This window comes from Aquisalimonas lutea (assembly GCF_030409225.1).
Lineage (GTDB): Bacteria > Pseudomonadota > Gammaproteobacteria > Nitrococcales > Aquisalimonadaceae > Aquisalimonas > Aquisalimonas lutea.
This window is the reverse complement of the sequence record NZ_JAUFPK010000001.1, coordinates 1471630-1491779: the sequence shown is the minus strand read 5'-3', so window position 1 is coordinate 1491779 and position 20150 is coordinate 1471630. Positions and strand designations below refer to the sequence as shown.

Genomic DNA, 20150 nt, shown 5'->3' with positions numbered 1-20150 from the left:
CAGTCAGGCCTCCTTCTGGGCGAAATCGCTGGTGTCGCCGGTCAACGCGCCCACGGGATGGACGGCATCCGGACACGCCAGGCGACGGTGGCGCAAGGCCGGAAAACGGGAACGCACCTCATTGATGCGCCGGCGATCGATCTCCCCGAGCACGACCCCGGAGCCGCGCGCAAGGCTGTCCTGGACGCTGCCCCAGGGCTCCAGCACCAGCGAGTCTCCGTGGGTTTCGCGGCCGTTGACGTGGTAGCCGCCCTGGCCCGCGGCGACCACGTAGCAGAGGTTCTCCACCGCCCGCGCCTGCAGCAGCGGCCGCCAGTGCACCGCGCCCGTACGCGCCGTGAACGCCGACGGCACGACGAAGAACTCGGCGCCGCGCGCCGCCATGGCCCGGAACAGCTCCGGGAAGCGCAGGTCGTAGCACACGGCCACGCCCATGCAGCCGAACGGCGTATCCACGGTCACCACCGCATCGCCCGGCTCCAGCGTGTCCGATTCCGCGTAGGCGGCCTCGCCGGACACCTCCACGTCGAACAGATGCAGCTTGTCGTAGCGGGCCACGCGCACGCCGCGGTCGTCGTAGACCGGGCAGGCGGCCCGGGCGCGGGCGGGGTCCCGCCCGCGCAGGGGAATGGTGCCGCCCACCAGCCAGACGCCGTGACGGGCCGCCTGGCCCGCCAGGAAATCCTGGATCGGACCGGCCCCGTCGGCTTCCACGTGGGCGAGCTTGTCCGTGTCCGAAAGCCCCATGATGGCGACATTCTCGGGCAGCACCACCAGCCGCGCGCCGGCGTTCGCGGCCATGCCGATGAGCCGCCCGGCCTCGTGCAGGTTGGCCTCGACGCGGGGCCCGGATGCCATCTGGACCGCCGCGACCCGGGCCCGCTCCGTGGGGGATGCCGTCATTGTCGTCGCCTCCCGTGGTTGCCGCATCCATTGTACGCACGCACGGGCGCGACGTCCCGGTACGAACCCCGTGCGGCTACTGCAGCGGCGCGCCGATGGCCGGCGGGTCGCTCTGCCCGGGCGGCGGCAGGGGCTCCAGCACGGGATCGGTCCACGGCCCGGTGAGCCGGTAGCGAAGCTGCGCCACCTGGTCGAGCTGGTCGCTGAATACCTGCTGGGCGAGCAGCATGGCGGCGGCGCCGGCCGGCCCGCCGAAAACACCACCGAGCAGGGGCAGCGTCGTGGAGGCCTTCGGCGTCACGGTAATGACCTGATCGTAGGCACGGGCGGCGATATCCACGCTCCCGGTCGCCTCGACCCGCGCCGAGGGACCCTCCATGACCATCTTCTCGGGCTCGGCGATGCCATTACGGATGGTGAGATCGGCATCGATGCGGTCGAAGGCGAAGCCTTCCTCGAACACGTCGGAGAAATTGAGCGCCAGGCGCCGCGGCAGATTGGCGACGCTGAGCAGGCCGAAGACCCGGCCGGCACCCGGCTCCACCTGGGTCAGGTAGCCGTCGCGCAGGAACAGCTCGAACTCCCCGGACAGCGTGTCCAGCGCCGGCGGCAGCGGCGCCGAGCGCATGCTGAGATCCACGCTGCCGCGGCCGCTGCCGTCGCGGATGACGTCCTGATAGCCCAGCCCGGCCAGCAGGGCGCCCATGTCGTCGCTGCGGACGTCCAGCGCCAGCTCCGTGCGCTCGCCGCCGGCGTCCCGTCGCCAGGCGGCGCGGCCGGTGACGCTGTGATGATCGCCCCGGAGCAGGATATTGCCCAGGGCGTAGCCGTCCAGGTCGCTGTCGCCGAGCACCTGGAGACGCCCCAGCGGCATGCCGTTGAGCACCAGCTCCTCGACGCGCACACGCAGGCCCGGCAGCGCCGACGGCTCCACTCCGGCGAGCGGCTCGCGCCCGGAACCGTCCGCGGCCTCGGCAGCGGCCCCATCCGGCAGATCCAGGTGCAGGCGGTCCAGGTCCGCCTCCACGGCCAGCTCGGCGGAGGCCGGCCACTGCAGCGTACCCGCGAGCCCCTGCCCGGCGAGCTCCAGGGTCCAGCCGGTGACGTCGCGCTGGCCGCGGACCCGCTGATCCGTCCACGCCAGGTCGCCGACGGACAGGGTGCCCACGGTCACGTCCACGGCATCCACCACCGGCCCGTCGGACATCCCGTCGCCGGCGCGGTCGCCGAGCCAGCGGCGCCACGCCAGCACATCCAGCGCCGGCAGGGCGCCGTCGAGCCGCACGCGGCCGGACTCCGGCAGGGTGGCCGGCTCGCCTCCGAAACGCACCGCGCCGCGGCGCAGGCCGCCATCGGCGCCCACGTCCAGGCGGGCGTCGACGTCGTCACCGTAGCGCACGTGCAACGGCGCCATCGCGCCGGCGTTGACCGACGTCGCCACCTCGACGGCGCGCGCCGCTCCGGCCTCCTTGCCGAACGGCGCCGGGACGGTCACGGCCATGCCCTCCAGGTCGCTGCTCGCGCGCAGGGTGATGCCCGGCGCGCGTTGTTCACCGTCCCGGCCGAAGGCCGGGAAGCCGGCACGTACTTCCGCCGCCGCCCGGCCCCGGAGCATGCCTTGCGGCAGGGACAGCACGGATGCCAGGGGCTCGGCCGCAAGCTCCGGCAGCACGGCGGTCGCATGGATCCGCGGGCGCTCCACGTCGACGCCGTCCGTGCTCAGGTCCAGGCGCAACGGGCTGCCCAGGAACCGCCCGCGGACAGCCTCGGCCTCGATGCCGCGCCGGTCGAACCGCACCTCGCCCCGCAGCCCTTGCACGGACAGGCCCTGCTCCGGCAGGCGCAGCCGTCCGCCGTTGAGCTGCAGGCGTCCGTTCAGCGTCACCGGACCACCGCCCAGGGGCACTGCCAGGTCCAGCGCCAGGTCGTGCTCGCCGTCCAGGCGCAGTGGGGGCACCGACGCCAGCAGCTCGCGGGACGGCGGCATGGCGCGCAGGAAATCCAGGTAGGCATTCCCGGGCCCGCTGGCCCGGCCCTGCACCTCCAGGCGGCCGCCCTCGAGATCGCTGATGCTCGCCCGGGCCTCGCGGATGGTCGCCTCGCCCATGCGCCCGTGGGTAGCGTCGATGCGCATGGACCGCCCCTGGAATCGCAGGCGGCCGTCGAGATCGGTGAGCGACGGCCAGTCCCGCAGAAACGCCAGGCTCGCCCCGGTGACGTCCGCGGTGACCTCGAACCGCCCGGTGCCGTCGTCATAGGGGAAGCGGTCCGCGGGCCCGTGGATGAGCACCTCCGCCCGCTCGGCCGTGCCCGCGACGATGCTGCGGTCCAGCCAGTCCACCAGGTCCGGGGGCAGAACGCCCGCGGGCAGGTAGCGCCCGGTGTTGACGGCATTGCCCGGCCGGCCCTCGACACTGGCACGCACATCCAGGAACGGCGCCGCGCCCGGCGTCTTGTCCACGCGTACACGGCCGGTCACGGCGCCGTCCTCGTTGTCCACCGCCACCGAATGCAGGTTCACCATCCAGCCGTCCGCGCCCAGGCGCCAGTCCAGGCGTGCCTCCAGGCTGGCGAAGGGGATGGGCTGCCGGAACAGATACGGCAGCTCGGCACTGCCGCTGCTCGCCCTGAGCGTGACGTCGCCGCGGCGCTCGCGGCCGTCGCTCTGCGGCACGCCGCCGGGGAAACGCGCCCACGCCTCCAGGGAGCCGCCCAGGGCCACATACGGGGCTGCCTCCGGGCGACCCAGCAGTCGCTCCATGACCACCGGTTGCACGGATTCCCCCCGGAGGTAGACCTCCAGGGGGCCTTCCGTCACCGGCGCCGCGGCGGTCTCCGCCCACCGGGTGACGAAACGGACACGCTCGCCCCACGCCTCGGGCAGCGTGGCCGTGCCGGCGAACCGTCGCTGCCCTTGGTGATCGTCCACCGCCGCGTCGACCTCCGGGAACCGGTAGGTGCGCCCGTGGATGCGGTCGCGCAGCTCGAAATAGCCGTCGGCGATGCGCAGCCGCCCCGGCTGGGCCATGAGCGCATCCAGGATTTCCAGCCCGGGATCGCGGGCGGCCAGCCCCGCCAGGCGCAGGCTGCCGTCCGCCTCGCGCACCGCGGCAACGCGGGGCTCCACGATCACCAGGTCGCGCACGCGCGGGGCGCCGGCGAGCAGCGAGGCGTACAGGTCCAGGTTGATCTCCAGGCGCGGCAGGGACAGCCGGTCGACCCCCTCACCCAGGCGCACCCCCTCCAGCGTGATGCGCAGCTCGCTCCAGACCCACGCGGCGTCCAGCGCACGGATCTCCACGGTCTGCTCGATGAGCGCGCCGATGCGGTCCTCCACTTCGGCGCGGTATTCCGGGAGGAAATGGACGCCCGCGCGCACCAGCGCCAGCGCCACGGCGAGCAGCACCACCGCGGCCGCCAGCACCGCCGCGAGCAGGCGCAGCAGCTTGCGGAGCAGGGTCACGGCCGCGCTCCCGGGGCACGAGGCCTACCGGCACGGCCGGGTGCACGGGGACAGGAACAACACAGGCGATCGGTCATGGCACGGTACTGTCGCAGCGAAGCATCCGGGCGGCGGGCCCGTTCGGGCGGTCCCGCTACATCAGGACGACGTCGAACTGGTCCTGGGCGTACAGCGGCTCGGCCTGGAAGGTGATGGGGCGGCCGATGAACTCCTCCAGCTCCGCCACGCTCCGGCTCTCGTCCTCGAGCATCAGGTCCACCACCGGCCGGGCGGCAATCACCAGCAGCTGATCCGCGTCGAACTGCCGCGCCTCGCGGATGAGCTCCCGGAAGATCTCGTAGCACACCGTCTCCGGGGTCTTGATGAACCCGCGGCCGCCGCAGGTGGGACAGGCCTGGCAGAGCACGTGCTCCAGGGACTCCCGGGTGCGCTTGCGGGTCATCTCCACCAGGCCCAGGGCCGATACGCCGCTGATCTGCGTGCGCGCGTGGTCCTTCTCCAGGCTCTTCTCCAGCGAGCGCAGGACCTGGCGCCGATGCTCGGCGTCCTGCATGTCGATGAAGTCGATAATGATGATACCCCCCAGGTTGCGCAGCCGCACCTGGCGGGCGATGGCCTGGGTGGCCTCGAGATTGGTCTTGAAGATGGTCTCTTCCAGGTTCCGCCGCCCCACGTAGCCGCCGGTATTGACGTCGATGGTGGTCATGGCCTCGGTCTGGTCGATCATCAGGTAGCCGCCGGACTTGAGCTCCACCTTGCGCGCCAGGGCCCGCTGGAGCTCCTCCTCGACGCCGTAGAGGTCGAACAGCGGCCGCTCGCCGGGGTAGGCCTCGACCCGGGCGCTCATCTCCGGGAAGAACTGGTCGCAGAACTCCAGCACACGGTAGTAGTTCTCCCGGGAGTCCACCCGGATGCGTTCCACCTCGCTGCTCATGGTGTCGCGCAGGGAACGCAGCACCAGGGGCAGGTCCTCGTGGACGCAGGTCCCGGCGGGCGCCTCCCGGGCGCGGCCGGCGACGTTCTCCCAGAGCTTGCAGAGAAAGCGCCGGTCGGCCTCCAGGCCTGCCTCGGGAGCGCCCTCGGCGGCGGTACGGACGATGTAGCCGCCGGTATCGCCCTCGTCCAGAAAGCGCTGGCCGATCAGGCGCAGGCGCTCGCGCTCCTCGGCGTTCTCGATGCGGGCGGACACCCCCAGGTTGCGGCTGCGCGGCAGAAGCACCAGGTGGCGCGAGGGGATGGTGAGATGCGTGGTCAGCCGCGCGCCCTTGCTGCCCATGGGGTCCTTGAGCACCTGCACGATGACCTCCTGGCCGTCGTGCAACAGCTCCTGGACGTCCGGCACGGGTCGCCGCAGGCGGGTCTCGCCGGTGTCGCTGTCGGGGGCCACCGCCACGTCCGCGGCGTGCAGGAAAGCGGTGCGCTCCAGGCCGATCTCCACGAACGCGGCCTGCATGCCCGGCAGCACCCTCTGGATGCGGCCCTTGTAGATGTTGCCCACGATGCCCCGGCGCTGGTCGCGCTCGACCGCCACCTCCTGCAGCACACCGTTTTCCACGACGGCGACACGCGTCTCCTGCGGCGTGCAGTTCATCAGGATTTCCTGGGCCATTACCAGTGCCGACGGTAGTCGATGCCGAACTCGTCCAGCAGGTCCGCGGTCTCGAACAACGGCAATCCCATGACACCGGAGTAGCTGCCCTCCAGGTGCTCGACGAACACGCCGCCGATGCCCTGGATGGCATAGGCACCCGCCTTGCCCTCGGGCTCGCCGGACGCCCAGTAGCGCTCGATCTCCCGGGCATCGAGCTCGCGGAACTGCACCCGGTTGACGCTCAGGCGGGTGGCCTCGCGGTCATCCACCATGGCCACGCCGGTGAGCACGCGATGCTGCTGGCCGGACAACGCCGCGAGCATGCCCAGTGCATCCTCGCGGTCGCGCGGCTTGCCGAGGACCTGGCCGTCCTGGACGACGACGGTGTCGGCGCCCAGGACCGGCCCGACGCCGCTGCCGGCGACCTGGGCCCAGCCGGCACGGGCCTTCTCCAGGGCCACGCGGATGACGAACACCTCCGGACTGTCATCCTCGTCCCAGCGTTCGTCCACGGCCACGTCCAGGGGTGCGTAGGGCAGCCCGATCTGCTGGAGGAGCTCCCGCCGGCGGGGGGAGTGCGAGGCCAGGTATATGTCCGGCTGCGTGTCGGAAGCCATGGTGATGCACCTCGAAGAATGGGTTCCCAAGCTGTTGCAATCGCGTCCCCGCCCGCCCCCTTATCGGTGATAGGGATGACCGGCGAGGATGGTCCATGCCCGGTAGAGCTGCTCCGCGACCAGCACGCGTACGAGCATGTGCGGCAGCGTCAGCGCCGACAGCGACCACTGCTGCTGCGCCGCGGCCAGGCACTCCGGCGCCAGCCCGTCCGGGCCGCCCACCAGCAGCGCGACATCCCGGCCCTGGTGCAGCCAGCCGCGCATGGCCTCGGCCAGCGCCGGCGTATCCACCGCCCGCCCGCCGCCGTCCAGGGCGATGATCCGGGCGTCCCGCGGCACCGCCTGGAGAAGCCGCTGGCCCTCGACCTCCCGGGCGCGCTCCGGCCGTCCGCCCCGCCCGCGGTCCCCGGGCTGGACCTCGCGCAGCTCCAGGCGCAGCTCCCGGGGCATGCGCCCGGCGTACTCGGCATAGCCGTCCGCCACCCACCGGGGCATCTTCTGCCCCACCGCCGTGAGCTGGACGCGCATGGCTCAGCCGGGCAGCTCGCCGGCGGACGACGCCGGCTCCTCGGCGTCCTCGATCCCCCAGATCCGCTCCAGGCGGTACAGGTCCCGCATCTTCGGCACCATCACGTGGACCACCACATCGCCCAGGTCCACCAGCACCCACTCGGCACTGTCCTCGCCCTCGACGCCCAGCGGACGCATGCGGTAGGTCTTGGCATCCTCGACAACGCGATCCGCGATGGCCTTGACGTGGCGGCCCGAGTTCCCCGAGGCCACCACCATGACATCGGTGATCCCCGTCTTGCCGCGCACGTCCAGGACCACCGGGTCCACGGCCTTCATGTTTTCCAGGGCGGTGAGCACCACATCCCGCAGTTCCGCCCAGTCCAGCGTCTCGACATGATCGGGCGCGCTGATGATCCACCTCCACGGCGGTTTCCGCCGCCGACTCGTCCCCTGCTCAGCCGGCGCTGCCGCCGGCACCGTACAAGCCCTTGTCCCGTATATACTCCCATACCGCATCGGGTAACAGGTAGCGTCCGGAGCGCCCGGCGGCCAGGCGCTCACGCAGGTCCGTGGCGGATACCGCCAGGGGCGTGACCTCCTGGAACAGCACGCAGCCCGCGGGGTGGTCCCGCAGGGCGCTCCAGGTCTCCACCTGCCGGCCCTGCAGCCAGTCCCGCAGCGGTTCCGGCGCATCCAGAGGGGAGTCCGGCCGGGCCATGACCACGATGTGGGCGCGCTCGCCCAGCTGCTGCCATCGATCCCACTGGGGCAGCGTGACGAAGCTGTCGGTGCCCAGCAGCAGCACCAGGTGCGCGTCCGGGAACTCCTCGTGCAGGGAGGCCAGGGTGTCCACGGTGTAGGAAGGACCGGCGCGCTGCAGCTCGCGGTCATCCACCACGAAGCGGGGCTCGCCGCGGGCTGCCAGGTCGAGCATGGCCAGCCGCTCGGACGCGGTGACGCTGGGATCCCCCCGGTGGGGCGGAATGCGGCAGGGGATCAGGTGCAGCCGCGCCAGCTCGCCCTGCTCCACCACGTCCAGCGCCACCCGGAGATGGGCGTTGTGCACGGGATCGAACGTCCCGCCGAACATGCCCACGAGTGCCGTCAAACCGCGGTCTGCCCCCATCCGTGCTCAGCCGCGTACATGGCCGTCTCCCAGCACGATCCACTTTTGCGAGGTGAGCCCTTCCAGGCCCACGGGACCGCGGGCATGGAGCTTGTCGGTGCTGATGCCGATCTCCGCGCCCAGGCCGTACTCGAAGCCGTCGGCGAAGCGCGTGGAGGCATTGACCATCACGGAGCTGGAGTCCACCTCCCGCAGGAAACGCTGCGCCCGGCTCCAGTCCTGGGTGACAATGGCCTCGGTGTGCCCGGAGCTCCAGGTGGCGATGTGCTCCAGGGCCTCATCCAGCCCGGACACCACGCGCACCGCCAGCACCGGGGCCAGGTACTCCGCCGCCCAGTCGTCGTCGCCGGCCGCGGCCATGCCGGGCACGCGCCGGCGGCTGGCCTCGCAGCCGCGCAGCTCGACACCGGCCTCGAAGAAGCGCTCGGCCAGGCGCGGCAGCAGCGTGTCCGCCACGGCCTCGGCCACCAGCAGCGTCTCCATGGTATTGCAGGTACCGTAGCGCTGGGTCTTGGCGTTGACGGCCACGTCCACCGCCTTGTCGGCATCCGCGGCATCGTCGATGTAGACGTGGCAGACCCCGTCCAGGTGCTTGATCACGGGGACGGAGGCGTCACGGCTGATGCGCTCGATGAGCCCCTTGCCGCCCCGCGGGACGATGACGTCCACCGTCCCGGTCATGGTGATCAGGCGGCCGACGGCGTCGCGGTCGGTGGTGGCGAGCACCTGCACCGCGTCGCCGGGCAGCCCGGCGGACTCCAGGCCGGTGCGGATGCACTCGGCGATCGCCCGGTTCGAGTGCACCGCCTCGGAGCCGCCCCGCAGGATGGCGGCGTTGCCGGATTTCAGGCACAACCCGGCAGCATCGGCGGTCACGTTGGGGCGCGACTCGTAGATGATGCCCACCACGCCCAGCGGCACGCGCATGCGCCCCACCTGGATGCCGGAGGGCCGCTGGCGCAGCTCGTCCACCGCGCCCACCGGGTCCGCCAGCGTGGCGATCTGGCGCAGCCCCTCGGCCATGGCGTGGATGCGCTCCGGCGTGAGCTCCAGGCGGTCGAGCAGCGACGGCTCCAGCCCGGCCTCGCGGCCGGCCGCCATGTCCCGGGCGTTCTCGGTCGCCAGCTCGGCGGCGCGGGCATCGATGGCGTCGGCGATGGCCGCCAGCGCCGCGTTCTTCTCCGCCGTGCTCGCCCGGGCCATGGCCCGGCCCGCGGCCCGGGCGGCGACACCGACGCCGGCCATGTACTCGGCGACGTTCGCCGTCGTCTCCGCTGTCGCACTCATGTCTCTCTACCGCCCCTGATGCTGCCCTGGTCCGCCCGTCACGCGACGGGAGCACGGCGGGCCCCGGTGGCCCGCGCGCCGTACCCGCCGGCGACGGCAATACTCAATTGTAACAATTCGTCCCAGGCCCTTCCCGGGGCGACGCCCTTGATGACCCGATCCACCCGCGCGCACCGGGCCAGCAGCGCCTGCCAGCGGCGCGTGCCGCCGCGCCCCGCGGCCCGCTGGATCTGGGCCTTGCGCGGGCCGAACACGCCGTTGCGCCGCAGCACGTCCTCGCCCCGCCCGCCGGCCGCGCGGAGCTGGCAGACCACGCGGATCTCCCGTGCCAGGGCCCACAGGACGAGGGTGGGCTCGACATCCTCCTCGCGCAAGCCGGAGACGATGCGCACGCACCGCGCCACGTGGCCCTCCAGCGCCGCGGCGGTGAGATCGAACACGTCGAAGCGGGCGCTGTCGGCCACCGCCCGCCGCACCGCATCGGCGTCCACCTCGCCGGCGGGGACCAGCAGCTTCAGCTTCTCGATCTCCTGCACGGCGGCCAGCAGGTTGCCCTCGCTGCGCTCGGCCAGCAGCCGCACCGCGTCGCGGCTGGGCTGCAGGCCCGCCCGGCGCATGCGCTGATCCAGCCAGCCGGGGAGCTGCCGGGTATCCAGGGGCCACACCTGCACCACCGCGCCGGCCCGGTCCACGGCGTTCACCCACGACGCCTTGCGCGTGTTGCCGTCCAGCCGCGGAGCCGTGATCAGCAGCACAGTGTCCTCCGGCGCCCCGGCGCAGTAGTCGCTGATGGCCCGCGCGCCGGCCTGGCCCGGCTTGCCCGTGGGCAGCCGCAGCTCGACGATGCGCCGCTCGGCGAACAGCGACAGGTTGTCCGTGACGCCGGCCAGCCGCTGCCAGTCGAAGCCGGCGTCGGCCTCCAGCACCTCGCGCTCGTCGTGGCCGGCGGCCCGGGCGGCGGTACGCACGGCATCCGCCGTCTCGCCCAGCAGCAGCGGCTCGTCACCGGTGATCAGCCAGACCGGCGGCAGCTGCCGGGCCAGTACCTCGTCCACCTGTTCCGGCTTCAGGCGCATGCATCCTCCTGCATTCCCGGGATCGGACCGGCTACCCCCGGTCCCTATTCGCCCAGCGTCGCCTGGACGCGCTCCGCCAGCAGAAAGGCGACATCCCGGCGCAGCTCGTCCACGAGGGCGTCCTCGCGGCCCTCGCTGCCCAGGACCTCGCTGCGGTCATAGCGGTACGCGCGCAGCTGCTCGAAGGTATCCGGCCCGGCGATGGTCTCGCCCGCGGCGTTCTCGATGGACCAGCGCACGCGATAGCGCAGCTCGTACTCTTCCATGCGGCCCTCGCCGCCGAAGCTGATCTGCTGCCGGGAGCGGCTCTCGCTGGCCACGACCAGCCGCGGGCCGTCGCCGCTGTCGCGCACCTCCGCCCCGGCCGCCTGCAGGGCCTCGCGGACCCGGCGGATCAGCTCGCCCTGGCCGATGCGGCTGTCCAGCACCACGGCCATGCCTTCCAGGGACGCCGTCCCCGGGGCCGAGCCGCGCAGGTGCCAGCCGCAACCCGCCAGGGCCGTAACCAGTACCGCCAGCAGGAGCGCCCGCGCGACGCGGCGGGCCGCCCGGATCGACGGGGTGTCAGCCGACAACCACATTCACCAGCCTTCCCGGTACGACGACGACCTTGCGCACCGTCTTGTCCGCGATGAACCGCTGGACATTGTCCTCCGCCAGCGCCGCCTCCTCGATGGCATCCCGGGCGGCGTCCGCCGGCACCTGGATGTTGCCCCGGAGCTTGCCGTTGACCTGCACCACAAGGCTCAGGGTGTCCTGCACCAGGGCGCTGTCGTCCCATTGCGGCCAGGCGGCATCCACCACCGCCTGGTCGTGGCCGAGCTCCTGCCAGAGGCGGTGGCAGATGTGCGGGACGATGGGCGCGAGAATCAGCACCGACGCCTCCAGGCCCTCCTGCAGCACGGCGCGGCCGGCGTCGCTGTCGTCCTCCACCGCCTTGTACAGGGTGTTCACCAGCTCCATGACCGCCGCAATGCCGGTGTTGTAGGTATACCGGCGGCCGATGTCGTCGCCGGCCTTGCGGATGGTCTCGTGGGTCTTGCGCCGCACCTCGCGCTGGGCATCGCCGAGAGCGGCGGCATCCAGCGCCGGCGCCGGGTCGCGCTCGACGTGCATGCGCACCAGGTGCCAGAGGCGCTTGAGGAACCGGTAGGCTCCCTCCACCCCGGAGTCGGACCACTCCAGGGACTGGTCCGGCGGCGCGGCGAACATGGTGAACAGCCGCACCGTGTCGGCGCCGTAGCGCTCCACCAGGGCCTGCGGGTCCACGGTATTGCCCTTGGACTTGGACATCTTGGCCCCGTCCTTGAGCACCATCCCCTGGGTGAGCAGATTGGTGAACGGCTCGCCGGCCGTGGCCAGGCCCTGGTCCCGCAGGACCTTCTGGTAGAAGCGGGCGTAGAGCAGGTGCAGGATGGCGTGCTCGATGCCGCCGATGTACTGCTCCACGGGCAGCCAGTACTCCGCGCGCTCGTCCAGCATGGCCCCGTGGTTGTCGGCGCAGGCGAAGCGCGCGAAATACCAGGAGGACTCCATGAAGGTATCGAAGGTGTCCGTCTCCCGCTCGGCGTCGCCGCCGCAGTCCGGGCACGTGGTGCGGTACCACTCCGGCATCTGCTTCAGCGGCGAGCCGGCGCCGTCGAAGGCCACCTCCTCCGGCAGCTCCACCGGCAGGTCGGCATCCGGCACGGGCACCTGGCCGCAGGACGGGCAGTTGATGATGGGAATGGGCGCGCCCCAGTAGCGCTGGCGGGAGACACCCCAGTCGCGCAGGCGGTAGTTGGTCTGGCGCTCGCCGATGCCCTGCTGCTGCAGCCAGTCCGCGATGGCCTCGAAGGCCTGCTCGGAGGTCATGCCGGTATAGGCGCCGGAGTTCACCAGCACGCCCTTGTCGGTGAACGCCTCGCGGCTGACGTCCGCCTCGCCGCCGTCCGCGGGCGCGATCACCGGCACGATGGGCAGCCCGTACTTGCTGGCGAACTCCCAGTCGCGCTGGTCGTGGCCGGGCACGGCCATGATGGCGCCGGAGCCGTAGGTCATGAGCACGAAGTTGGCGATCCAGATGGGGATCTCGGCGCCGGTGAGCGGGTGCACCGCGCGCAGGCCGGTATCCAGGCCGCGCTTTTCCATGGTGGCCACCGTGGCCTCGGCAACGCCGGCCTTGTTGCACTCGGCCACGAACGCGGCGATCTCCGGGTCGGCCTGCGCCAGCTCCTGGGTGAGCGGGTGCTCCGGCGCCAGGCCCATGTAGGTGACGCCGTAGAGGGTGTCCGGGCGGGTGGTGTAGACATCCAGCGCCCGGTCGCGGCCGACCACGGGGAACTCGAGCTCCACGCCCTCGGAGCGGCCGATCCAGTTGCGCTGCATGGCGCGCACCTGCTCCGGCCAGCCCGGGAGCTCGTCCAGGGCCTCCAGGAGCTCGTCGGCGTAGTCGGTGATGCGCAGGAACCACTGGGGAATGGCGCGGCGCTCCACCGTGGCCCCGGAGCGCCAGCCCTTGCCGTCGACCACCTGCTCGTTGGCGAGCACCGTCTGGTCCACCGGGTCCCAGTTCACCGTGGCCGTGGCGCGATAGGCGAGCCCCTGGCGGTAGAGCCGGGTGAACAGCCACTGCTCCCAGCGATAGTAGGACGGGTCGCAGGTGGCGAACTCCCGGGACCAGTCGTAGCCGAACCCGAGCTGCTTGAGCTGCTCGCGCATGGCGGCGATGTTCTCGCGGGTCCAGCGGGCCGGCGGGACGTTGTTCTGCATGGCCGCGTTCTCCGCCGGCAGGCCGAAGGCGTCCCAGCCCATGGGCTGGAGCACGTTGCGCCCCTGCATGCGCTGGTAGCGCGTCATGACGTCGCCGATGGTGTAGTTGCGCACGTGCCCCATGTGCAGCTTGCCGCTGGGGTACGGGAACATGGACAGGCAGTAGAAGGTCTCCCGCCCCGGCTCCTCGCTCACCTGGAACGTGTCATGGTCCTCCCAGTAGCGCTGGGCCTCGGCTTCGACGATCTCGGGCTTGTAGGCGTGGTCCATACTCTTAACTGACCTTTCAGGAAGTAACGCTCGACTTCTCGGTGGACGCGGAAAGCCCGGCATTATACGGCAATCGGGGCGCTGCTGCCGATGCCCCGGCCGCGGGGCTTGTGGCGCGGCGGCCAGACGCTGCAATCTACGGGTGCGGGCAGTTCGATACCATAGGCCATCATGCCGCCACGGGAGCCATCATGAGCGACGAGCAGGATCCGAAGGAACGACGCCAGCGGGAAGGCTACGAGAAGATGCTCCAGCGCGTCACCGAGGCGCTGGAGGAGGCCGGCGAGGAGGCCCGCCCGCGCCTGCGGCAGGCCCTGGACTGGGCGCGCCAGAAGGCCGTCGAGCTGGAGGAGCTGACCAGCGAGGAGGCGGAGCGCATCAGCGAGTACCTCCGCCGCGACGTCGAGGACGCGGCGCGCTTCCTGGACCGCGACAGCCGCGACGAGGACCTGCGCGGCTGGTTCCGCATGGACATGCAGTTCATCGGCTCCTGGCTCTATGACCGCTTCAGCATGGCGGCGGACCGTACGCGCCTGGAGCTGCTGGAGCTCAACCGGCAGTGGCAGGAGGCCGGCACCTACCACACGGGCGAGCTCACCGGCCCGGGCGAGCTGCGCTGCCTCGGCTGCGGCAAGGCCATGCATTTCCGCCAGGCGGGTCATATCCCGCCCTGCCCCGCATGCCGGGAGACCCGCTTCGAGCGGGTGACGGACTGATGGCGGTCGGCGTCCGGACCGGGGCCGGCCCGTTCCGGTCCCGCTAGCGCGATGGCGTTTCCGCAGCCCCCGGCGGTCACGACGGAAGGCGGCACGCCCCGCCGCCTGGGCGTGGAGCTGGAGTTCGCCGGCCTGGATCTGGAGACCGTCTCGGCCACCGTCATGGCCGTCCACGGCGGTCGCCTGGTGCGCGACAGCCGCTTCTCCCACCGCATCACGGACACCCCCTGGGGCACGTTCACCACGGAGATCGACACCGCCCTGCTCAAGCAGGGCAGCTACCTGGACCTGCTGGAACGCCTGGGCTTCAGCAATGTCCGCGAAGCGGCCTACCGCGAGCGCGTCGACGACCTGCTCGCCCGCGTCGCCGGCGTCATCGTGCCCCACGAGGTGGTCACGCCGCCCATCCCGTTCGCGGAGGCTCACCGCCTGGAGGAGCTGCGCCGGGCGCTCCAGGCCGCCGCGGCCCAGGGCACCCGGGCATCGCTGTTCTACGCGTTCGGCCTGCATCTCAACCCCGAGGCCGCCTCGCTGGATGCCGGCAGCCTGGTTGCCGTACTGCGGGCGTTCCTCCTGCTCTCCGACTGGCTGTACCTCCGCGGCGGCGTGGACTGGAGCCGCCGGGTCACGCCGTACATCAGCGACTTCCCGCTGCCCTACCGGCAGATGATCCTGGCGCCGGACTACTGCCCGGACCGGGAGCAGCTCATCGGCGACTACCTGCACCACAATCCCACGCGCAATCGCGTGCTGGACATGCTGCCCCTGTTCCGCCACATCGCGGGGGACAGCGTGGTGGACGAAGTCCCCGAAGCGCATCTCGTGCGCGCCCGCCCGGCATTCCACTACCGCCTGCCGGACTGCCGCATCGACGAGCCGGCCTGGACCCTGGCGGGCGAGTGGCAGGGCTGGGTCGCGGTGGAGTGGCTCGCGGCCCGGCCCGGGCGCATGCAGCGCATGACCGAGGCCTACCTGCAGCGCCGTCCGCCGGGCTTCACCCGGGTGGACCAGGACTGGGCCGAGCAGACCCCGGACTGGCTCGCGGAATGAGACCCGTCATCGGCGTCACCGGACCCAACCGCGGCGGCGAGGCCGCGTGGCTGTGCACCCGCCTCGCCGTCCGCCGGGCCGGCGGCCGGGCCGTACGCATCACCCCCGCCCGTCCACTGGCGGTGGAGGCCCTGGACGGGCTGATCATCGGCGGCGGCGCGGACGTGGACCCGGGCCTCTACGGCGAGGAACCGGAGCACCCCGGCTTCCGGGCCCTGCGCCGGAGCAGCCGGAACCTGCCCCGTTTCCTGGTGACGCTGGCGCTGTTCCCGCTTCTTTGGGCACTGCGGCGACTGCTCAGCACCCGTGACACCCTGGCCGCGGACACGGACCGCGACGCGCTGGAGATGCGCCTGCTCACCCGGGCCCTGGAGCGGGAGCTGCCGGTACTCGGCATCTGCCGGGGTGCGCAGCTGCTGAACGTGATCCGGGGCGGCAGCCTGTACCAAAGCCTGGAGGCGTTCTACAGCGAGTCGCCGAACCTGTGGACTATCTGGCCCCAGAAGCCGGTGCGCATCACCCCGTCGAGCCGCCTGGCCGCCGCCCTGGAGCGCACGTACTGTTACGTGAACTCCCTGCATCGCCAGGCGATCCGCACGCCGGCGCCCGGCCTGGAGGTGGTCGCCCGGGAGGACAGCGGCGTCATCCAGGCCATCGAGGACCCGAATGCGCCCTGCGTTGTGGGCGTGCAATGGCATCCGGAGTACCTGCCGCAGAAACGGGAGCAACGCGCGCTCTTCCGGCAGCTGGTCCGGGTTGCTGCGGATACCTTCCACGCACGGTCAACCCCCTGATCCGCCAGGGGATACCGCCGCACCCCGCGGCAGCTCGCGGCGCCCCGCCCCCGGAGCCGTCCGGCCGGCAAGCCCGGCGATTCATAGCAATCATGAAATATCCTCAACAAACCCGCCGCACCGCCTTCACAGGGCGCTTCACGGGCCACCGGGGCCCGCCGTGCCGCGGCTGCAGCCGGACTCACCCCTCGTACCTCCGCCGACAATCGTTATAATGGCCGATTCCGATGAGCTTCCATCGCAACCACACGAGAACGAATGACTAATCGAACCGACGCACTCAAGAAGGCGATCAGCGAACGCATTCTCTTTCTGGATTGCGGCATGGGGACCAGCATCCAGCAGTATCCGCTCACCGAGGAGGACTTCCGCGGGGACCGGTTCCAGGATCACTCCGGCGATGTCCAGGGCAACAACGATCTGCTGGTACTGACGCGTCCGGACATCATTCGCGAGATTCACGCGGACAACCTCGCCGTGGGCGCGGATATCGTCGAGACCAACACCTTCAGCTCGACCACCATCGCCCAGGCCGACTACCACATGGAGCACCTGGTCCACGAGCTGAACGTGGAAGCCGCGCGCATCGCGCGCGAGGCCTGTGACGCCGCCGAGGCAGAGAACCCGGACTGGCCGCGGTTCGTCGCCGGCGCGCTGGGCCCCACCAACCGCACCGCCTCCATCTCCCCGGACGTCAACAACCCCGGCTACCGCAACGTCACCTACGCCGAGCTCCGCCAGGCCTACCTCGAGGCGGCCCGAGGGCTGGTCGAGGGCGGCGCGGACCTGCTGCTCATCGAGACCATCTTCGACACGCTCAACGCCAAGGCGGCCATCCACGCCACCGAGGACCTCTTCGACGAGCTCGGCTACCGCATGCCGGTGATGATCTCCGGGACCATTACCGACGCCTCGGGCCGCACGCTCTCCGGGCAGACCACCGAGGCGTTCTGGAACTCCGTGCGCCACGCGAACCCGTTCACCGTGGGGCTGAACTGCGCCCTGGGCGCCGAGCAGATGCGGCCGTTCGTCGAGGAGATCTCCCGGGTGGCGGATACCTTCGTCGCCGTCTACCCCAACGCCGGCCTGCCCAACGAGTTCGGCGAGTACGACCAGTCTCCCGAGGAAATGGCGAAGTACGTCAAGGACTTCGCCGAGAGCGGCTTCGTCAACATCATCGGCGGCTGCTGCGGGACGACGCCGGAGCACATCAAGGCGCTGCGCGAGGCCACCAAGGATCTGCCGCCGCGGCCGGTGGCCGAGGTGGAGCGCGCCCTGCGGCTGTCGGGCCTGGAGCCGTTCAACCTGGGCAAGGACGGCTCGTTCGTGAACATCGGCGAGCGCACCAACGTCACCGGCTCGGCGCGGTTCAAGCGGCTGATCAAGGAAGGCGACTACGACACCGCCCTGGAAGTGGCCAAGGACCAGGTGGAGGGCGGCGCCCAGATCATCGACGTCAACATGGACGAGGGCATGCTGGACGCCGTCCAGGCCATGCAGGACTTCCTCAAGCTGGTTGCCGCCGAGCCGGACATCGCCAAGGTGCCGATCATGATCGACGCCTCCAACTGGGAGGTGCTCGAGGCCGGCCTGCAGTGCACCCAGGGCAAGGCGGTGGTCAACTCCATCTCGCTGAAGGAGGGCGAGGCGCCGTTCCTGGAGCAGGCCGAGAAGCTCAAGCGCTACGGCGCCGCCGTGGTGGTCATGGCCTTCGACGAGGAGGGCCAGGCGGACACCTACGATCGCCGCATCACGATCTGCGAGCGCGCCTACAAGCTGCTCACCGAGAAGGCCAACTTCCCGGCCGAGGACATCGTCTTCGACCCCAACTGCTTCCCGGTGGCCACGGGCATCCCCGAGCACAACAACTACGGCGTGGACTTCATCGAGGCCACCCGCTGGATCAAGGAGAACCTCCCCTACGCGCGGGTCTCCTGCGGGCTGTCCAACCTGTCGTTCTCGTTCCGCGGCAACAACGCCGTGCGCGAGGCCATGCACTCGGCCTTCCTCTACCACGCCATCAAGGCCGGCCTGGACATGGCCATCGTCAACGCCGGCCAGATTGAGGTCTACGACGACATCGACAAGGAGCTGCTGGAACACGTCGAGGACGTCATCCTCAACCGCCGCGACGACGCCACGGAGCGCCTGCTCGACCTAGCCGAGAGCTACAAGGACCAGGGCGGCAAGAAGAAGGAAGAGGATCTGGCGTGGCGTGAGCAGCCGGTGGAGAAGCGGCTCGAGCACGCCCTGGTCAAGGGCATCGTCGACTACGTCGAGGATGACACCGAGGAGGCGCGCCAGGCGTTCGACCGCCCCATCGAGGTCATCGAGGGCCCGCTCATGGACGGCATGAACGTCGTCGGCGATCTTTTCGGCGACGGCAAGATGTTCCTGCCCCAGGTGGTGAAGTCCGCCCGCGTCATGAAGAAGGCCGTGGCGGTGCTGCTGCCCTACATCGAGGCCGAGAAGAAGGAGGGCGAGAAGCCCGCGGCGCACATTCTCATGGCCACGGTGAAGGGCGACGTCCACGACATCGGCAAGAACATCGTCGGCGTGGTGCTCCAGTGCAACAACTTCAAGGTCACCGACATCGGCGTCATGCAGCCCGCCGAGGTCATCCTGGACACCGCCGAGAAGGAGGACGTGGACATCATCGGCCTGTCGGGGCTGATCACGCCGTCGCTGGAGCAGATGGTGCACGTCGCCAAGGAGATGGAGCGCCGCGGCATGAAGCAGCCCCTGCTCATCGGCGGCGCCACCACGTCCCGGGTGCACACGGCGGTGAAGATCGACCCCCAGTACACCAACGAGGTGATCTACGTGAAGGACGCCTCGCGGGCCGTCGGCGTCGCCTCGAACCTTCTCAGTGACACCCGGCGCAAGGAGTACGTGGACAAGCTCAAGGAGGAGTACGACAAGGTCCGCGAGCAGCACGCCGCCCGGCAGAAGAAGCAGAAGTGGGTGTCCATCGACAAGGCGCGCGACAACCGCACCCCGGTCGACTGGGACGCCTTCGAGCCGGTGACGCCGAACCAGCTCGGCATCCAGGTGCTCGATGACTATCCGCTGGAAGAGCTGACCAAGTACATCGACTGGACGCCGTTCTTCAAGAGCTGGGAGCTCGCCGGCAGCTACCCGAAGATCCTCGAGGACGAGACCGTGGGCGAGCACGCCCGCAAGCTCTTCGAGGACGCCCAGGCGATGCTCAAGCGGATCGTCGACGAGAAATGGCTCACCGCCCGCGCCGTGTTCGGTCTCTGGCCGGCGAACGCGGTGGGCGACGACACCGTGCTCTACACCGATGACACGCGCCGGGAGGTGCTGGCCACCCTGCACCACCTGCGCCAGCAGAACGAGAAGCCCGAGGGCCGGCCCAACCAGAGCCTGGCGGACTACGTGGCGCCGAAGGACAGCGGCAAGCCCGACTACATGGGGGCGTTCGCCGTCACCGCCGGCATCGGCATCGACGAGCACATCCAGCGCTTCGAGGCCGACCATGACGACTACAACAGCATCATGGTCAAGGCGCTGGCCGACCGCCTGGCGGAGGCCTTCGCCGAGCATCTGCACGAGCGCGTGCGCAAGGAGTTCTGGGGCTATCAGCCGGAAGAGGACCTGGCCAACGAGGACCTCATCAAGGAGCGCTACCAGGGCATCCGCCCCGCCGCCGGCTACCCGGCCTGCCCGGACCACACGGAGAAGGACATCCTCTGGGAGCTGCTGGAGCCGCAGGACCGCATCGGCCTGACGCTCACCGAGAGCAAGGCGATGGTGCCGACCGCCGCCGTGAGCGGCATCTACATCGGCCACCCGGAGAGCCGCTACTTCGGCCTGGGCAATATCTTCGAGGACCAGGTGGACGACTACGCCAAGCGCAAGGGACTGTCCAAGCGGGAGCTGGAAAGCTGGCTCGCCCCGAACCTGGGCTACGAGGCGGACGACTAACCCGTGCCGAGCCGGCCTGAAGGGCCGGCCCGGCACGTTTTCAGT

The 20150-nt window shown here is 70.8% G+C and carries 15 protein-coding genes; 4 read left to right on the top strand and 11 right to left on the bottom strand.

Annotated elements, in window-relative coordinates:
• Window positions 1-3: 3 nt before the first annotated feature.
• The 11 genes from QWY84_RS06910 to leuS form a co-directional block, all read right to left on the bottom strand.
• Entirely contained in the window at window positions 4-903 is a 900-nt protein-coding gene (locus QWY84_RS06910) for a carbon-nitrogen hydrolase family protein (RefSeq protein WP_290201781.1), read from the bottom strand.
• 76 nt (window positions 904-979) lie between these two features.
• Window positions 980-4366 carry a YhdP family protein gene (locus QWY84_RS06905; RefSeq protein ID WP_290201780.1) on the bottom strand — a complete coding sequence of 1129 codons (3387 nt, stop codon included), beginning with the start codon at window positions 4364-4366 and terminating at the stop codon, window positions 980-982.
• Window positions 4367-4499: 133 nt separating this feature from the next.
• A complete protein-coding gene (gene rng, locus QWY84_RS06900) occupies window positions 4500-5975 on the bottom strand; it encodes a ribonuclease G (protein WP_290201779.1) in 1476 nt (491 codons plus the stop codon).
• A complete protein-coding gene (locus tag QWY84_RS06895; protein WP_290201778.1) occupies window positions 5975-6574 on the bottom strand; it encodes a Maf family protein in 600 nt (199 codons plus the stop codon). Before QWY84_RS06895 ends, rng begins: the two co-directional genes overlap by 1 nt.
• A gap of 60 nt (window positions 6575-6634) precedes the next feature.
• Complete coding sequence (rlmH, locus tag QWY84_RS06890) at window positions 6635-7102, bottom strand: 23S rRNA (pseudouridine(1915)-N(3))-methyltransferase RlmH (protein ID WP_290201776.1); 468 nt, start codon at window positions 7100-7102, stop codon at window positions 6635-6637.
• Between the two features lie 3 nt (window positions 7103-7105).
• Window positions 7106-7471: a ribosome silencing factor gene (gene rsfS, locus QWY84_RS06885; protein ID WP_290202693.1), complete on the bottom strand. Its 366-nt coding sequence runs from the start codon at window positions 7469-7471 to the stop codon at window positions 7106-7108.
• 70 nt (window positions 7472-7541) lie between these two features.
• The gene (gene nadD / locus QWY84_RS06880) at window positions 7542-8177 is read right to left on the bottom strand and encodes a nicotinate-nucleotide adenylyltransferase (RefSeq protein ID WP_290202692.1); all 636 of its coding nucleotides are present in this window, start codon (window positions 8175-8177) and stop codon (window positions 7542-7544) included.
• Between the two features lie 42 nt (window positions 8178-8219).
• Window positions 8220-9500, bottom strand: coding sequence for a glutamate-5-semialdehyde dehydrogenase (locus tag QWY84_RS06875; RefSeq protein WP_290201775.1), 1281 nt, complete (start codon window positions 9498-9500; stop codon window positions 8220-8222).
• 38 nt (window positions 9501-9538) lie between these two features.
• Window positions 9539-10576 carry a DNA polymerase III subunit delta gene (gene holA / locus QWY84_RS06870; protein ID WP_290201774.1) on the bottom strand — a complete coding sequence of 346 codons (1038 nt, stop codon included), beginning with the start codon at window positions 10574-10576 and terminating at the stop codon, window positions 9539-9541.
• Between the two features lie 44 nt (window positions 10577-10620).
• Window positions 10621-11157 carry an LPS-assembly lipoprotein LptE gene (locus tag QWY84_RS06865; protein WP_290201773.1) on the bottom strand — a complete coding sequence of 179 codons (537 nt, stop codon included), beginning with the start codon at window positions 11155-11157 and terminating at the stop codon, window positions 10621-10623.
• Window positions 11141-13597 (bottom strand): leucine--tRNA ligase, encoded by a 2457-nt coding sequence (leuS, locus tag QWY84_RS06860; protein WP_290201772.1) that lies wholly within the window; start codon window positions 13595-13597, stop codon window positions 11141-11143. Before leuS ends, QWY84_RS06865 begins: the two co-directional genes overlap by 17 nt.
• A 191-nt stretch (window positions 13598-13788) precedes the next feature.
• On the opposite strand from leuS, the gene QWY84_RS06855 reads away from it, so the two are divergent.
• The 4 genes from QWY84_RS06855 to metH all read left to right on the top strand — a co-directional run bounded on the left by QWY84_RS06855 (window position 13789) and on the right by metH (window position 20105).
• Window positions 13789-14313 carry a zinc ribbon-containing protein gene (locus QWY84_RS06855; RefSeq protein WP_290201771.1) on the top strand — a complete coding sequence of 175 codons (525 nt, stop codon included), beginning with the start codon at window positions 13789-13791 and terminating at the stop codon, window positions 14311-14313.
• 51 nt (window positions 14314-14364) lie between these two features.
• Window positions 14365-15363: an amidoligase family protein gene (locus tag QWY84_RS06850; RefSeq protein WP_290201769.1), complete on the top strand. Its 999-nt coding sequence runs from the start codon at window positions 14365-14367 to the stop codon at window positions 15361-15363.
• Window positions 15360-16157: a gamma-glutamyl-gamma-aminobutyrate hydrolase family protein gene (locus QWY84_RS06845; RefSeq protein ID WP_290201768.1), complete on the top strand. Its 798-nt coding sequence runs from the start codon at window positions 15360-15362 to the stop codon at window positions 16155-16157. The genes QWY84_RS06850 and QWY84_RS06845 overlap by 4 nt, the downstream gene beginning before the upstream one ends.
• A 258-nt stretch (window positions 16158-16415) precedes the next feature.
• Entirely contained in the window at window positions 16416-20105 is a 3690-nt protein-coding gene (gene metH / locus QWY84_RS06840; RefSeq protein ID WP_290201767.1) for a methionine synthase, read from the top strand.
• The last annotated feature ends 45 nt before the right edge of the window (window positions 20106-20150 follow it).

Bases quoted from the DNA above. Each gene is read 5' to 3' on its own strand.
- QWY84_RS06910 (WP_290201781.1), bottom strand. From the start codon at position 903: ATGACGGCATCCCCCACGGAGCGGGCCCGGGTCGCGGCGGTCCAGATG.
- rng (WP_290201779.1), bottom strand. From the start codon at position 5,975: ATGGCCCAGGAAATCCTGATGAACTGCACGCCGCAGGAGACGCGTGTC.
- nadD (WP_290202692.1), bottom strand. From the start codon at position 8,177: ATGTTCGGCGGGACGTTCGATCCCGTGCACAACGCCCATCTCCGGGTG.
- QWY84_RS06845 (WP_290201768.1), top strand. From the start codon at position 15,360: ATGAGACCCGTCATCGGCGTCACCGGACCCAACCGCGGCGGCGAGGCC.
- holA (WP_290201774.1), bottom strand. From the start codon at position 10,576: ATGCGCCTGAAGCCGGAACAGGTGGACGAGGTACTGGCCCGGCAGCTG.
- QWY84_RS06865 (WP_290201773.1), bottom strand. From the start codon at position 11,157: ATGTGGTTGTCGGCTGACACCCCGTCGATCCGGGCGGCCCGCCGCGTC.
- rlmH (WP_290201776.1), bottom strand. From the start codon at position 7,102: ATGCGCGTCCAGCTCACGGCGGTGGGGCAGAAGATGCCCCGGTGGGTG.
- metH (WP_290201767.1), top strand. From the start codon at position 16,416: ATGACTAATCGAACCGACGCACTCAAGAAGGCGATCAGCGAACGCATT.
- QWY84_RS06855 (WP_290201771.1), top strand. From the start codon at position 13,789: ATGAGCGACGAGCAGGATCCGAAGGAACGACGCCAGCGGGAAGGCTAC.
- QWY84_RS06850 (WP_290201769.1), top strand. From the start codon at position 14,365: ATGGCGTTTCCGCAGCCCCCGGCGGTCACGACGGAAGGCGGCACGCCC.
- leuS (WP_290201772.1), bottom strand. From the start codon at position 13,597: ATGGACCACGCCTACAAGCCCGAGATCGTCGAAGCCGAGGCCCAGCGC.
- QWY84_RS06875 (WP_290201775.1), bottom strand. From the start codon at position 9,500: ATGAGTGCGACAGCGGAGACGACGGCGAACGTCGCCGAGTACATGGCC.
- QWY84_RS06895 (WP_290201778.1), bottom strand. From the start codon at position 6,574: ATGGCTTCCGACACGCAGCCGGACATATACCTGGCCTCGCACTCCCCC.